Source organism: Caballeronia sp. GAWG2-1, assembly GCF_023631405.1.
Taxonomy (GTDB): domain Bacteria; phylum Pseudomonadota; class Gammaproteobacteria; order Burkholderiales; family Burkholderiaceae; genus Caballeronia.
In genome coordinates this window covers 47,130-62,769 of the sequence record NZ_JALQDD010000024.1, presented here as the reverse complement: position 1 = coordinate 62,769, position 15,640 = coordinate 47,130, and the positions used below count along the sequence as shown (strand labels likewise).

Sequence of the window (15,640 nt, the reverse complement as noted above, 5' to 3'; positions counted from 1 at the left end):
ATAATGCCATCTGCTGCACGCATCGCCTCGCCGGAGAGTGGGCTTCCGCCGCCGCGTCTGGCTCCCGGCTTGGGCGAGCTATCCGCTGCCGGTCTGCGCGCTTTTTTGAACATCGCGCGGGACTGGTCGCTATCCATCGAAGAGCAGATCGTTTTGCTCGGCTCGCCGGGCCGCTCGACCTTCTTCAAATGGAAGAATGCGCCTGACTCGGCGCGGCTCACGCGCGACACACTCGAACGCCTTTCGCTGATTCTCGGCATCTACAAGGCGCTGCAGATTCTGCTTCCTGAGCCGGCCGCCGCCGATACCTGGATCAAACGCCCCAATACCGCGCCGCCGTTCGGCGGCAGACCTGCGCTTGCTCGCATGCTGGCGGGCAATATCAGCGACCTTCTGGCGGTTCGGCAATATCTGGATGCAATGCGAGGCGGATGGGCGTGATCGAAAACAAGGATGTGATTCAAGCCGCGGACTGGCGCACACGCTGGCCGCACGGCCAACTAGACTGGTCGCCGGCGTATCGGGTAATACCCACGCGGTTTCCCGCCGTCAATCTGTTCGATCGCGTCGCGCGTCCGGAAGACTTCGAAGCGCTCTACGCGCTGGAAGCGATGACCAACGACCGCCTGCGTACCGAAGTTGGCGATCTCGATCTCGTTCCGCCCGACGAGCGCTGCTTCGGGCCGGGTTGCGGGCCGATCATGGCCGCGTTCACGCATCTGAACCCCAATGGCAGCCGCTTTTCCGACGGCAGTTACGGCGTGTTCTATTGCGGACGCGAACGGCAGACGGCTATTGCGGAGACGCGCTATCACTCGGGGCTATTTCTCGCGGCGACCAAGGAAGCGCCGCTTCGTCAGCAGATGCGCCTGTACACGGTGATCGCGCATGGCGAAGTGGTCGATCTGCGTGGGAATCGCATCGCGGAAGCGGGACTCGACGCGCGCATCCTCGATCCAGACGACTATGCGCCCGGCAAGGCGCTCGGACGCGCTATCCGGGCAGCGGGCGTGCCGGGCATTGCGTATCCGTCCGTGCGGGATACGCAGGGCGAATGCCTCGCCGCGCTGCACACCACGATGCTGCGCGACTGTCATCACGCGGCGTACCTGGAATACAACTGGAACGGCGAGACAGTCGACTATGTGTTCGAGTTGAATCAAGTGGGCTAGCGAATCAACTCATCGCCACGGCGGCCGGCGACCGCGTACGCGCTAGCTTCTTCGCGGCCGGCCGCGCCGCTTTCGGCCGAGTCTTGCGCGCCACGGTAGATACCGCTTGCGCCGCCGCACTCTTGCCGCTCGCCTTCAAGCCGCCCGCACGCGCCTTTTTGCTCGATTCGGCGAGAAGGTTGGTCAGCCGCGCATCGTTCGGAACGGTACCTTTGCGGTTTTTGCGCGCGGCTTCGCGGGCGCGACGCTTCGCATCCTTTTCGAGGAAGATGGCAAGCGCAGCTTCGTCGGTCTTGAGGCCACGGCGACGCGATGCCGGCATCGATTCCGCCAGTTCGCCCGCTTCGAACGCCTCGATCACCGCCGGATGCACATAGCACTTGCGGCACACCGCCGGCGTATTGCGCAGCAGTTGCGACACTTCCTTGATGGTCCCGACGATGTGCTTGCGCGCCTCCGTCACCGTTTCCCATTGCAGCCGCCGCAGCGCCGCGAGCGCGAACACGCTGCCGGCCCACGTGCGATAGTCCTTCGCCGTGAAATCCGCGCCGGTGATCTCGCGCAGATAATCGTTGATATCGGATGAACTCACCGCGTGGCGCTCGCCATCGGCATCGAGATATTGGAAAAGGTCTTGCCCCGGCAAATCCATGCAGCGCTTCACGATCTTGGCCACGCGCGCATCGCTGACGGAAACGTCGTGCTCGATCCCGCTCTTGCCGCGAAACCGGAAACGCAGCGTCCCCGACGACACCTTCAAATGGCGCTTTAGCAACGTCGTCAGTCCATACGACTGGTTTTCCCGCGCATATTCCTCGCTGCCAACGCGCACGAGCGTCGTATCGAGCAAGCGCACCACCGTCGCGAGCACCTTGTCGCGCGGCATGCCGTCGAGGGCAAGATCGCGCGTGACGCGGGCGCGCAGCTTAGGCAGCACCGCGCTGAACGCGAGCATGCGCTCGTATTTGGTGGCATCGCGCGTTTCGCGCCATTGCGGGTGATAGCGATATTGCTTGCGACCGCGCGCATCGCGGCCGGTGGCTTGCAAGTGGCCGTGCGCGTCCGGACAGATCCAGACATCGATATAAGCGGGCGGAATGGCCAGTGCGTTGATGCGGCGGATCTCCGCTTCATCGTCGATACGCTTGCCCTGCGTGTTGAAGAAGGCGAATTTCCCGTCGATCCATTCGCGCGTGTAGCCGCGACGCGAATCGTCCACATACCGAAGTCCGGGCGGCAGGTCTTCGGGACAGCCTTGCGCGCCGCTGCCCGTAAGCACTTCGGCGACGCTCGCGCCGCCGCCTGCTTCATTACTTTTCGCAATCCGCGCCACGTCTGCCTCGCTTGTCTGCTCATGTCGATGGCAGGCTATCGAGCAACGTGCGTGCCTCGGGCACGTGCGCGATCAGGGCAGCGCCAGCTCCCGCGCGCCTTCGGAGGCGGCCCAGCGCTCTTTGACCGACCAGCGTTCATCGGTGCCCGGCTGGACGATGGTCAACCGCCCTTCCGATGCGAACGCGCCGGTATCGATAAAGATCTGCGCGCCGACTTGCTTGACCACGCGCTGCGGCGTGTGTCCGCAGTACGTGGGCGAAAGTCCGCGCTGGCGCGCCGGGTCCACGCTGCCGAGCGCCAGACCTCGGCCCCAAAGCATGTCGGTACGCGCCTGGTCGGAGAAATCGGCGGTGTCGAGATCGGCGTCGCTACCGAAAAATTCCGCGTGCAGCACGTTGAAGCGCCGCGCCCCGCTGCCGACTATTCGCACGAGCGGCAGCCTCGCCAAACGAATCGCGAGCGCTTCGAGCTGATCGTGCCCGAGCGTCTGCGCCCACGCCCCGCCAATGGCATACCACGCCTCGCGGCGCATGGTGCCGGTCGCGACCGCGATCAGCGATTCCTCGTGATTGCCCATCACCGGATAGAACCACGGCTTGTCGATCAGGTCGATGGCGGCGAGCGAATCCGTGCCGCGATCGATCAGATCGCCGACCGAGAACAGCCGGTCGCGGGCGCCGTCGAAGCCTATCTCGCGCAGGAGATAGCGCAGCGCGTCCACGCAGCCGTGCAGGTCGCCGACCACGAAATCGCGGCCAGTCTCGTTGGCTGGGTGCCGGCAAACGGCAGGTAAAGTAGGACCATTCATTCGAGCGATCTTAGCGTCAGTTAAACGGGGCGTGTGCGGCGTGGGTCGCTTTCATCACGCAAATGACGGTTGGAATACCGGTTCCCGGAATCTGCGTCACCCAAGGCTGGCTGAAAGGCGCGTCGGCAATAATCGCTGCGAAAGTCGCCCGCGCTCACGCCAACGCAAAAAGACAATGATCATTCTCCCAACCGTTTTGCGCAACCGCCCGCGCGCCCTGATCGGCCTTCTGGTCGGCATATCGGTCAGCGCGCTGATTCCCCTCGACGTCACGCCGACCGTGCGCGTCCTGATTGGCTGGGACACGGCCGTGTGGCTTTATCTGCTGCTCATCTGGATACAGATGGCGACCGCGGACCAGAGCAACGTGCAGCAACTCGCCGAGCGCGAAGACGAAAACGCGGCCGCCGTGCTGATGATCGTGAGCGTCGCGGCGCTGGCGAGTCTGGTTGCCATCGTCGTGGAACTATCGGCGGCAAAGAGCATGGGCTCGCATGGGCTGCCGAAGTATTTGCTGACGGGCGCGACCATGCTCGGCGCGTGGTTCCTCATCCCGACGATGTTCACGCTGCACTATGCGCGCCACTACTATCGCTCGACCGAAGGCGAACCCGCGCTCCGATTTCCCGACCGGCATCTGAAGCCGGACTACTGGGACTTGCTGTACTTCTCCTTCACCATTGCGGTGGCATCGCAGACTTCCGATGTCGTCGTCTGCTCGAAGAGCGCGCGCAAGACGGCGCTCGCGCAATCGGTGCTTTCGTTCTTCTTCAATCTCGCGGTGCTCGGCCTTTCGGTCAATATCGCGGCGAGCATGGTCGGCGGCTGAACGCATCCGCGCAACGCGACTGTCACACCTTCCAAATAAGCTGACCGTACGCCGCATGTAAAAACGCGGCGCGCGGCGCTGTCACTTTTACACGGCTCGAAATCCAGGGCTTCGGGCACCTTTAAGTCTGCTCATTCGCGACAAAGGCGGAAATGATCGTGGCGATACGCACACGTTTCGTGCGCGCATGGCACGGCGATTGCTGCACTGCGCCAGTGAATTAGATAGAAACCCTGATCAGCACCGCGAATGCGCGGCCCGGTATCCCGCTCTGGCATCGAAGAGCGCGAGGCCATCGCCACGCGACTTCCGCACTGGAGCCCACTTTGCCCTTGAACGTTCTGCTGGTCGCCTCCGAGGCCGTGCCACTCGCCAAAACCGGCGGTCTCGGCGACATGGTCAGCGCTTACGCCGCCGCGCTGCGTGAAGCCGGCGTCGATGCCACCATTCTCCTGCCCGCATATCCCAACGCTATCGCCCAGGCGACCGATCTCGTCCGCGTCGCGGTGCTCACAGGCTTGCCTGGTGGCGACGCGACGCTCATACGTGGCCGCATGCCCGACACCGGCGTGCCGGTTTTAATGCTGCGCTGCGACGCGCTCTACGCCCGCACGGGTCTGTATCAGGACGCGCAAGGCCGCGATTATCCTGACAACGCCGTACGCTTCGCGACGCTTTCGGCCGCCGCCGTGCGTATCGCGCAGGGTATCAAGGGCGTGAAAAAGCCCGATATCGTCCATGCGCACGACTGGCACACCGGCCTCACGCCGCTCTTGATGAAAGATGCGGGCGTGCACGCGAAAAGCGTATTCACGATCCACAATCTGGCATTCCAGGGCAATTACGCGCTCTCGCTTGGTGCGTCGCTCGGCGTGCCGCAAAAGTGGCTGGCAAATGCGTTGACCGATCCGCAAAGCATCGAGTTCTATGGCGCGCTCAGTCTGATGAAAGCCGGCATCGTCCATAGCGACAAAGTGACGACCGTCAGCGAAACCTACGCGCGCGAAATTCTGACGCCGCGCTTCGGCCATCTGATGGAAGGCGTGCTGCAAAGCTGTAAGGACAAGCTGTCGGGCGTGGTGAACGGCATCGACGAAGAGACGTGGAATCCGGCTAGCGATCCGCTGATCGAGCGCAACTATTCCTTCGACGATATGCGCGGCAAGCACGCTTGCAAGCGGACCTTGCAGCGCATGTTCGGCCTGCCGGTCGATCCGTTCGCGCCGCTGATGGCAATCGGCAGCCGCATGACCGGTCAAAAGCTCGCCGATGTCGTGCTCGACGCACTGCCGCGTCTGCTCGAAAAGCATCCGCGTCTGCAACTCGCGGTGATCGGCAAGGGCGAATCGCACATCGAGAAAGGTTTCAGGCGGCTTGCGCAAGAGTTTCCCGATCGCGTGGGCGTGCGGATCGGCTATGACGAGCGGCGCGCGCATGCACTGCACGCGGGCGCGGACATTCTCCTGCATGGCAGCCGCTTCGAGCCTTGCGGCCTCACGCAACTTTACGCGATGCGCTATGGCACCCTGCCCGTCGCGTCGCGCGTGGGCGGTCTGGCGGATACCATCGTCGACGCCGCCGAAGCCGCCGTGCGCGAAACCGTCTATCTGCGCGACGGCACATACGACACGCCGATCGCCATCGAGGAAACGTCGGCGGCGCCAACGGGCTTCCTCTTCGAAGGCGAATCCGCGGACGATGTCGTGCAGGCCGCGAGCCGCGCCATCGACGCCTACATGCGCCCGCAGACCTGGCGCGAACTTCAGCGGAACGCCATGTCGTGCGACTTCGGCTGGCGCGAAGCCGTGGCGAAGATGGTTGCACTCTATGTCGATCTCAGCGGCCTCAAGCCGAGCAAGACCGCCTTGCGTACCCGCCGTATTGCCGATGCCGCTTCGCAAGCCGCGCATCCGGCCATTCTCGAGACAGCCGAGCGCCTCGTCGCGCGCACTGCCTGAGCCCAAGCCTCGAAGCTATTGCACGGCAGCGTCGTCACGTCAGACGCAATGGCATTCGGGGCGCGGCACGCTACGTGCTCCAACCCCCCATGCGAAGCCCCGAAGGAAACTCTTGGGGGGCCGTGGCGCCCACCGGCGAGATGCACTCTCACGCCGGTGCCTCGCGATACGCGACGCGGGCCAGTGTCGATACCGGCGGTACTGTGTTATCCATGTGTCGATACGTCTTGGCCCGTGACGCGTGCACAAACGACACGCGTCGTGATATATGGACCGACGCGTTGCCAGTTTGGCCCGTGAGCGTGATCGCGATTCAAAGCCCGCATCCCCGCCACCGCAGGACGACTCTGGAAAAGACGAACGATGGAAAACCATCAAGCTCATCATGCGTATGCGCCTCGTATCTACTTCATCGATCCCCTTCTCGTCGGCCCCTTGCCGAACTGGCCAGCTCAGTTCGAGCACGCAGCGGCGCTGGGCTTCGATCACGTCCTGATCGGCTCGCCGTTCGCGCCCGGAAGCAACGGGCATCGCGAGGCAGTTGCCGATCATCATCAACTTCACGCTGTTTTTGAATCCGACGCGAGCGCGGCGGAGGGTCTGCGCCAGCTTGCCGATATCGCCACGAAGCACAAGCTGACCTTGCTCGTCGATATCGTGATCGACCGCGTCAGTGCCGAAGGCGGTCTTTATCAGGACAACAAGCATTGGTTCGAGCCGTTCGAGAGCGCGGATGCGCGGCTCGATCCGCGTCGCGCGCCCAGTCAGCGCGATGTCGCGCAGGCAAGGTTCGGCGATGGCGAGGCGGCGCATCATCTGACCGAGTGGTGGGCGAAGGAATTGTGTCTGCTCGCGGACGCGGGCGTTGGCGGCTTTCGCTTCGACTCGCCGCATGCGGTGCCCGCGCACGTGTGGCGGCGTCTGGGCGCGGCAGTGCGCGAGAAACATCCGCAAACCCGTTGGCTCGCATGGACGGTCGGCCTCACGCGTCACGATCTGCATGGACTGAGCGACGCCGGCTTCGACGCGGTCTTCGCCTCCACGCGCTGGTGGGACTATCGCAGCGCGTGGCTCACGGACGAACATGCGGCGCTCGCGCGCATTGCATCGCCGATCACGTTTCCGGAAGAGCCGTACGGCGCGCGTCTCATCAGCGAATTGAGCGATACCAGCGATACCGCGCTCGTCGAACGCGCCTATAACCGCTCGCTCTTTACCGCAACCGCGCTCGGTACCGGTCTGCTCGTGCCGATGGGCTTCGAATACGGTGTGCCCTTGCCGATGTCGCCGCAATACGGCGTCGCGGCGGAATATCAGCGCGCGAAAAGCGAAGCGCGCTTCGACCTGTCGAGTCAGGTCAAGCGCGCGAACGCATTGCAGCGCGATACCGGCACGCTCGAAAGCGTCGGCGAATTGCGCGCGCTGACCGGCGCGGGCACGCCCTACGCCGCGTTGATTCGCTCCGACAGCGCGGACTTGCGCCGCAGCGATTCGGCGATTCTCGCGATCTTCAATCCCGATCTCGTCGCGCCGGTGCATGTCGATACCTTGCATCTGCTCGAATCGGTGCCGGGCAATTACACGCGTTTCGCGCCGCTCGACGACGCCAAGGCGAAGCCCGAACGTCTCTTGCCGTTCACCCTGAAAGCGGGCGATGTACGCTTGTTCCGCGCCGAAGCCGAGCCTTTCATCCTGCTCGCGCAGCCGCAGGTCAAGCGAGGCGCGAAGAGCGCCGATAAAAAGTCGGTGGCCGAAGCGATCTCCGCGCCGCGGGTGTCTATCGAAAGCGTCACGCCTTCGGTCGATAACGGGCGCTTTCCGGCAAAGCGTATCGTGGGCGAAGCCGTGCAGATTCAGGCGGCGATCTTCGCCGAAGGTCACGACAAGATCGCCGCCGCCGTGCAATGGCGTGCCGCCGACGAAACCGAATGGCACGAAGCGCCGATGACCGCCGTGCTCCCGCTCGGCAACGACTTGTGGACCACGCGCATTCCGCTCGAACGCGTGGGCCGTCACGAATTCGTCGTGATGGCATGGCGCGACGATTTCGCCTCGCTCACCGACCACATGTCGAAGAAGCTGAAGGCCGGGCAAACCGTCGAACTCGAACTAGAGGAAGTGCGGCATCTGTTCGCGCTGATCCTCGCCGAAGTGAAGACGGTCGAGGAGTCGGATAGCGCGCCGCTGGAAAAGATCGTCAAGGAATTCGCCAAGGCCGATGCCGCGCGCAAGCTCGAACTCGCGCTCGCGCCCGCAACCGCCAAGGCCATCGCGGCGGCGCGCCACCGGCCGTTCCTGTCGCGCGACCCGGTGGTGTATCGCATCGACTCGGAGCGCGCGGCGGCCCGCTTCGCAAGTTGGTACGAGATCTTCCCGCGTTCGATGAGCGACGACGTGAATCGTCACGGCACGTTCATCGACGTGATCGGCAAGATGCCGCGCATCCGCGAGATGGGTTTCGACGTGCTCTATTTTCCGCCGATTCATCCTATTGGGATTGCCAACCGCAAGGGCAAGAACAATTCGCTGACCGCCGAGCCGGGGGATGTCGGCAGCCCTTACGCCATCGGCGGCAAGGAAGGCGGACACACGGCGGTGCATCCGGAACTGGGCAATCTCGACGACTTCAAGCGCATGCTCGACGCCGCGCATGAACACGGTCTCGAGATCGCGCTCGACTTCGCCGTGCAATGCTCGCCGGATCACCCGTGGCTGAAGGAGCATCCGACGTGGTTCGCATGGCGTCCGGACGGCACGCTGCGTTATGCGGAGAATCCGCCTAAGAAGTATCAGGACATCGTGAATCCGGACTTCTATGCGCAGGACGCCAAGCCCGATCTGTGGCTTGGCCTGCGCGACGTGTTCCTGCACTGGATTGCGGCGGGCGTGCGCATTTTCCGGATCGATAACCCGCATACCAAGCCTTTCCCATTCTGGGAATGGGTGATCGGCGACGTGCGTGCGCGTCACCCCGACGTGATCTTCCTCGCCGAAGCCTTCACGCGTCCGCGCGTGATGAACCGTCTGGCGAAACTCGGCTTCTCGCAGTCGTACACGTACTTCACGTGGCGCGAGTCGAAGCGCGATTTCATCGAGTACATGCACGATCTCACGCAGACCGATGCAAAGGAATTTTTCCGGCCGAATTTCTTCGTCAACACGCCGGACATCAACCCACGCTTCTTGCAGAGCTCGGGACGTCCGGGCTTCGTGATCCGCGCGGCGCTGGCGGCAACGCTCTCCGGGCTCTGGGGCGTATATAGCGGCTTCGAACTGTGCGAGGCAGCCGCGCTGCCGAACAGCGAGGAATATCTCGACTCCGAGAAGTATCAGCTGCGCGCGTGGGACTGGAACCGGCCCGGCAATATCGTCACCGAAGTGACGGCGCTTAATCGCATCCGCCGCGCGAATCCAGCGTTGCAGACGCATCTCGGCGTGAACTTTCTGCCCGCGCATAACGACAAGATCCTGTTCTTCGAAAAGGCGAACGAGTCGCGCGACAACGTGGTGCTCGTCGCGATCAACCTCGATCCGTTCAACGAACAGGGCGCGGATATCGAACTGCCGTGGCAGACGCTCGAACGCTGGGGCGTCAACGAATGGGATGCGATCGCCGTGGAGGATCAAGTCACGGGCGATCGGTTCGAATGGCGCGGACGGCGCCAGCATGTGCGGCTCAATCCGCATTCGCTGCCGTTCGCGATCTGGCGTATTTCGCCGACCTGGGGACTGCCCAAGCCGCAACCGAACGAATAAAGATGCACTCATCCGGCGACCTACGAGACGCCGCGAACCAAAAACAAGGGCGGCAGCAAGCCCGCAAAGCGCATGGAGCAAACCGTGGATACAAGGGTGAAGCGCAACAAGACTTCGCAAGTCAGCGACGATCCGCTCTGGTACAAGGACGCGATCATTTATCAGGTTCACATCAAGTCGTTCTTCGATGCGAACAACGACGGCATCGGCGATTTTCCCGGCCTGCTCGCGAAGCTCGATTACATCGCGGAACTTGGCGTCGATGCGATCTGGCTGCTGCCGTTCTATCCGTCGCCACGCCGCGACGATGGCTATGACATTGCCGACTATCGCAACGTGCATCCGGACTACGGCACGCTCGGCGATGTCCGCCGCTTCATTCAGGAAGCGCACGCGCGCGGCATTCGCGTGATCACCGAACTCGTCATCAATCACACTTCGGACCAGCATCCGTGGTTTCAGCGCGCGCGTCGTGCGAAGCCGGGTTCGAACCATCGCAACTACTACGTCTGGTCCGATACGGACAAGAAGTACGAAGAGACGCGCATCATTTTCATCGACTCGGAGCCGTCCAACTGGACGCACGATCCGGTCGCGGGTCAGTACTACTGGCACCGCTTCTATTCGCACCAGCCCGATCTGAACTTCGACAACCCGGCGGTCATCAAGGAAGTGCTGAGCGTGATGCGCTTCTGGTTGGACATGGGCATCGACGGGTTGCGGCTGGACGCGGTGCCGTATCTCGTCGAGCGCGAGGGCACCAACAACGAGAATCTGCCCGAGACGCATCAGATCCTGAAGAAGATTCGCGCGACCATCGACGCGGAGTACCCGAACCGCATGCTGCTCGCGGAAGCGAACCAGTGGCCGGAAGACGTGAAGGAATACTTCGGCGATGAAGACGAATGCCACATGGCGTTCCACTTCCCTCTGATGCCGCGCATCTATATGTCGATTGCGAGCGAAGACCGCTTCCCGATCACCGACATCATGCGGCAGACGCCGGACCTGGGCGTGACGAATCAGTGGGCGATCTTTCTGCGCAACCACGACGAACTCACGCTCGAAATGGTCACGGACTCCGAGCGCGACTACTTGTGGAACACGTATGCAAGCGACCGCCGCGCGCGTCTGAACCTCGGCATTCGACGCCGGCTCGCGCCGCTGATGGAGCGCGACCGCCGCCGTATCGAGCTGATCAATTCGCTGCTGCTGTCGATGCCGGGCACGCCCGTGATCTATTACGGCGACGAACTCGGCATGGGCGACAACATCCACCTCGGCGACCGCGATGGCGTACGTACGCCGATGCAATGGTCGTCCGACCGCAACGGCGGGTTCTCGCGCGCCGATCCAGAACAACTCGTGCTGCCGCCGGTGATGGGTTCGCTGTATGGCTACGACGCGGTGAACGTGGAATCGCAAAGCCGCGATCCGCATTCGCTTTTGAACTGGACGCGCAAGATGCTGGCCGTGCGCCGCTCGAAGCACGCGTTCGGCCGCGGCACGATCCGCTTTCTGCGGCCGAATAATCGTAAGATCCTGGCGTATTTGCGCGAGCTCGAAGGCGAGCCGCCGATTCTCTGCGTGGCCAATCTGTCGCGCGCGCCGCAAGCGGTGGAACTCGACCTGTCGGAGTTCGCCGGCTCCGTGCCGCTGGAAATGACGGCGGATTCGCCGTTCCCGGCCATCGGTCAGTTGACGTATCTGCTGACTTTCCCGCCCTACGGCTTCCTGTGGTTCCAGCTTTGCCCGGGCAACATGCGTCCGGCCTGGTCGCAAGCGCCTTCGGAGCAACTGCCCGAATTCGTCACGATGGTGATTCGCGCCGGTCAAACCGGTCCGACGCCGGAAAACGTGCGTCTGCTCGAATCGGAAGTGCTGCCTTCGTATTTGAGCAAGCGCCGCTGGTTTGCGTCGAAGGATCAGAAGCTGCATGCGGTTCGTCTCGCCGCGCTCACGACGATCGAAGGCGCGGGCTTTGCGTTCACGGAAATCGAAGCCGATGTCGGCGATCACACCGAGCGCTACGTGCTGCCGCTTTCCATTGCGTGGGGCACGGAAACGACCTCGCCGCTTTATATGCAACTCGCGCTGGCGCGAGCGCGGCGCAATCGCGTGATCGGACATATCACCGATGCCTTCGCTGTGCCGAACTTCACCTACGGCATATTGCGTAAACTGAAGGAACGCGCGGTCGTGCCGACGGTGCAGAAAAGCGAGATCCGCTTCATTCCGACCGAACGGCTCGATGCACTCGACTTCAATCCGGTCGAGCCGCCGGAAATCCGCTGGCTCGCCGCCGAGCAGAGCAATAGCTCGCTCGTGATCGGCGACACGGTGGTGCTGAAGCTGGTGCGGCGCGTGGTTGGCGGCATTCACCCGGAAGCGGAGATGAGCCGTTATCTGACCAAGCTCGGCTACGCGAACACCGGCCCGCTGTATGGCGAAGTGGTGCGTGTCGATCCGCAAGGCGTGCCGCACACGCTCGTCATTCTGCAAGGCTTCATCGACAATCAGGGCGATGCGTGGAACTATGCGCTCGACTATCTGCGCCGCACGGTGGATGAACTCGCGGTCACGTTCGACTCCGAAGAGCACACGCCCGAGCGCGACGCGCAGGAGCAAGGCTTTATCGGCTACGGCAACATTGCGGGCATCATCGGCAAGCGGCTCGGCGAACTGCATGTGGCGCTTGCCTCGCCGACCGACGACGAAGCGTTCGCACCGCGCCGCGCCACGCCGGAAGACGTTCAGGGCTGGCTGAAAGGCACGTTGCAACTGCTGGAAACGGCGCTCGACATCCTCGCGCAGAAGATCGGCGATTTCAGCGAGCACGACCGCTTCCTCGCGCAGAGTCTGCTCGATCGCCGTGACCTGCTGGTGGATGCAGTGAAGAAGCTCGTCTCGGACAATGCCGATGCGTTGTGCATCCGCATTCACGGTGACTTCCATCTGGGTCAGGTGCTGATGGCTCAGGGCGATGCGTATCTCATCGACTTCGAAGGCGAGCCCGCGCGTCCGCTCGAGGAACGCCGCAACAAGACGAGCCCGCTGCGCGATGTCGCCGGTCTCTTGCGCTCGCTTTCGTATGCGAGCGCCGCCGCGCAACCGACGACGGAAAATGCGCCCGCGCAAACCGCCGACCGCAAGCGCGCGCTGTTCGAGCGACTGCGCGCGTTCGCCGAGGAAAGCTTCTTGCGCGAGTACGTGGCAGCAATCGCGGAATCGCCCGAGCCGATCGCCGGCGAAAGCGTCTTCCCGGCCCTGCTCGATCTTTTCCTGATCGAAAAGGCCGCCTACGAAATCCGCTACGAAGCAGCGAACCGGCCGACCTGGATCGGCCTTCCGTTGCGGGGCCTCGCGTCGCTCGCGAGCCGCCTGCTTGGCGACACGGGCGTTCCGCCCGCGCCCGGCACGCGACCCGTGTTCAACGCCACCAAGGACAATCCGGATGGAACCCACCATGAATAATCGTAGCGATCCAGGAGCGGATACCCGAAACCCGGCGCACGGCCTCAGTCCGCTCGACATCGATGCCATCGTCGAGGCGCGCCATCCCGATTCGTTCTCGGTCCTCGGCATGCATCAGACCGACCTCGGGTATGTGGTGCGCGTGTTCCTGCCGAACGCGGCGGGCGCAAATGTCGTCGATGCCGCGAACGGCGAAGTGCTCGGCCATCTCGCGCGCATTCACGATTCAGGTTTGTTCGCGGGCTTCGTGGAGCGGCCGGCGGCGTATCGTCTGCAAATCGACTGGCATGGCACGCCGCAGGAAACGCACGATACGTATTCCTTCGGCCCCGTTCTCTCCGAAGACTGGCTCAACCGACTTTCGGCCGCCGACCCTTACGCGGTGCTCGAATGCATGGGCTCGCGTCCGGTCACGCATGGCGGCGTGGCAGGCGCGCGCTTCGCGGTCTGGGCGCCGAATGCACGGCGTGTCTCGGTGGTCGGCGACTTCAACACGTGGGATGGCCGCCGTCATCCAATGCGCCTGCGTCACAACGCGGGTGTGTGGGAACTGTTCGTGCCGGGCATCGGCGCAGGTACGCGCTACAAGTACGAGATCGTCACGCGCGACGGCCATACGCTGCCGCTGAAAGCCGACCCGTGCGCGATGCAGAGCGAGAAGCCGCCATCGACGGCATCGGTAGTGGCGGACGCGGATGCCATCGACCATTACGCATGGACCGACGCTGAATGGATGGAGACTCGCGGGAGCCGTCAGACGGCGCAATCGCCGATCACCATTTACGAAGCGCACGCCGAGTCGTGGCTGCGCGTGCCCGAAGATGCGAATCGCGGCATGAACTGGCACGAGCTTGCCGAGCGCCTGATTCCGTACGCGAAGGGCATGGGCTTCACGCACCTCGAATTCATGCCGATTGCCGAGCATCCGTTCGGCGGATCGTGGGGTTATCAGCCGCTTGGTCAGTTTGCGCCGTCCGCGCGCTTCGGCACGCCGGAGCAGTTCGCGGAGTTCGTGAATCGCGCGCACGAGGCGGGGCTGGGCGTGATCATCGACTGGGTGCCGGCGCATTTTCCGAACGACGCGCACGGCCTCGTGCAGTTCGACGGCACGCCGCTTTACGAGCACGCCGATCCGCGCGAGGGCTATCACCAAGACTGGAACACGATGATCTACAACCTCGGCCGCAACGAGGTGAGCGCGTTCCTGCTCGCGTCGGGGCTTGCGTGGTTGAAGCGCTATCACGTCGATGGCTTGCGGGTCGATGCCGTGGCGTCGATGCTGTATCGCGACTATTCGCGCAAGGCGGGCGAATGGGTGCCGAACATGTACGGCGGGCGCGAGAATCTCGAATCGATCCAGTTCTTGAAGCGTCTGAATCATGAAGTGCGGTATATCCCGAACACGCCGGGCGCGATCACGATCGCCGAGGAATCGACGGCCTGGCCGGGCGTGACGGCAAGCGTCGAGAGCGGCGGTCTCGGGTTCGACTTCAAGTGGAACATGGGCTGGATGCACGACTCCCTGCACTACATGGAGGAAGATCCGGTGTATCGGCAGTATCACCATCACCTCTATACGTTCGGGATGGTCTATGCGTACTCCGAGCGCTTCGTGCTGCCTCTTTCGCACGATGAAGTGGTGCATGGCAAGGGGTCGCTCATCGGCAAGATGCCGGGCGATCTCTGGCAGAAGTTCGCGAATTTGCGCGCTTACTTCGGCTTCATGTGGACGCATCCGGGCAAGAAGCTACTGTTCATGGGCGGCGAGTTCGGGCAGTTTGCCGAGTTCAACCACGACGCGACGCCGCATTGGCACTTGCTCGACGATCCCTATCACGGCGGCGTGCAAAAACTCGTGCGCGATCTGAACCTGCTGTATGTCGGCGAAGCGGCGCTGCATAAGCTGGATTGCGATCCGCGCGGCTTCGAGTGGATCGTCGGCGACGACAGCGGCAATAGCGTGTTTGCCTATCGGCGGACGGATGCCGAAGGGCGCGAACTCGTGGTCGTCTGCAATATGACGCCCGTGCCGCGCCAGGGGTATCGCATCGGCTTGCCGCGTGGCGGGCGATGGAGCGAGGTGCTCAATTCCGACGCCGGGATTTATGGCGGGTCCAATATGGGCAATGGCGGGGTCATTCATGCGGATGATTACCCTTCGCACGGAAAGGAGCAGTCAGCCGCGTTGACGTTGCCACCTTTGGCTACCATTGTTTTGCGGGCCGATTGACGGTTCTTTCCGGGCGTTGCGGAAGGAGGCGCGCTGGTTTGTTCGTGTCTTCTTCCGCCTAGGCGTTTATGGGGCCTT

At 63.1% G+C, this 15,640-nt stretch carries 9 protein-coding genes; 7 read left to right on the top strand and 2 right to left on the bottom strand.

Annotation, left to right across the window (positions count from 1 at the left end):
- Positions 1-3 precede the first annotated feature (3 nt).
- Complete coding sequence (locus tag NCR98_RS15040) at positions 4-441, top strand: MbcA/ParS/Xre antitoxin family protein (RefSeq protein WP_250466503.1); 438 nt, start codon at positions 4-6, stop codon at positions 439-441.
- On the top strand, positions 441-1,172 hold the full coding sequence (locus NCR98_RS15035; protein ID WP_370652224.1) for an RES family NAD+ phosphorylase: 732 nt from the start codon (positions 441-443) through the stop codon (positions 1,170-1,172). The genes NCR98_RS15040 and NCR98_RS15035 overlap by 1 nt, the downstream gene beginning before the upstream one ends.
- 4 nt (positions 1,173-1,176) lie before the next feature.
- On the opposite strand, the gene NCR98_RS15030 is transcribed toward NCR98_RS15035, so the two are convergent.
- Complete coding sequence (locus NCR98_RS15030; RefSeq protein WP_250526548.1) at positions 1,177-2,505, bottom strand: DNA topoisomerase IB; 1,329 nt, start codon at positions 2,503-2,505, stop codon at positions 1,177-1,179.
- A 72-nt stretch (positions 2,506-2,577) separates the two neighbouring features.
- On the bottom strand, positions 2,578-3,315 hold the full coding sequence (locus NCR98_RS15025; protein WP_250466501.1) for a metallophosphoesterase: 738 nt from the start codon (positions 3,313-3,315) through the stop codon (positions 2,578-2,580).
- 175 nt (positions 3,316-3,490) lie between these two features.
- On the opposite strand from NCR98_RS15025, the gene NCR98_RS15020 reads away from it, so the two are divergent.
- From NCR98_RS15020 to glgB, 5 genes are all read left to right on the top strand, one after another.
- A complete protein-coding gene (locus NCR98_RS15020) occupies positions 3,491-4,144 on the top strand; it encodes a DUF1345 domain-containing protein (RefSeq protein WP_244829153.1) in 654 nt (217 codons plus the stop codon).
- 326 nt (positions 4,145-4,470) lie between these two features.
- Positions 4,471-6,102: a glycogen synthase GlgA gene (glgA, locus tag NCR98_RS15015; protein ID WP_250509835.1), complete on the top strand. Its 1,632-nt coding sequence runs from the start codon at positions 4,471-4,473 to the stop codon at positions 6,100-6,102.
- Between the two features lie 363 nt (positions 6,103-6,465).
- A complete protein-coding gene (locus NCR98_RS15010; protein ID WP_250526547.1) occupies positions 6,466-9,858 on the top strand; it encodes a maltotransferase domain-containing protein in 3,393 nt (1,130 codons plus the stop codon).
- Between the two features lie 72 nt (positions 9,859-9,930).
- Positions 9,931-13,332, top strand: coding sequence for a maltose alpha-D-glucosyltransferase (gene treS, locus NCR98_RS15005; protein ID WP_250466499.1), 3,402 nt, complete (start codon positions 9,931-9,933; stop codon positions 13,330-13,332).
- Positions 13,325-15,562, top strand: a complete 2,238-nt coding sequence (glgB, locus tag NCR98_RS15000; protein WP_250526546.1) for a 1,4-alpha-glucan branching protein GlgB — start codon at positions 13,325-13,327, stop codon at positions 15,560-15,562. The genes treS and glgB overlap by 8 nt, the downstream gene beginning before the upstream one ends.
- The last annotated feature ends 78 nt before the right edge of the window (positions 15,563-15,640 follow it).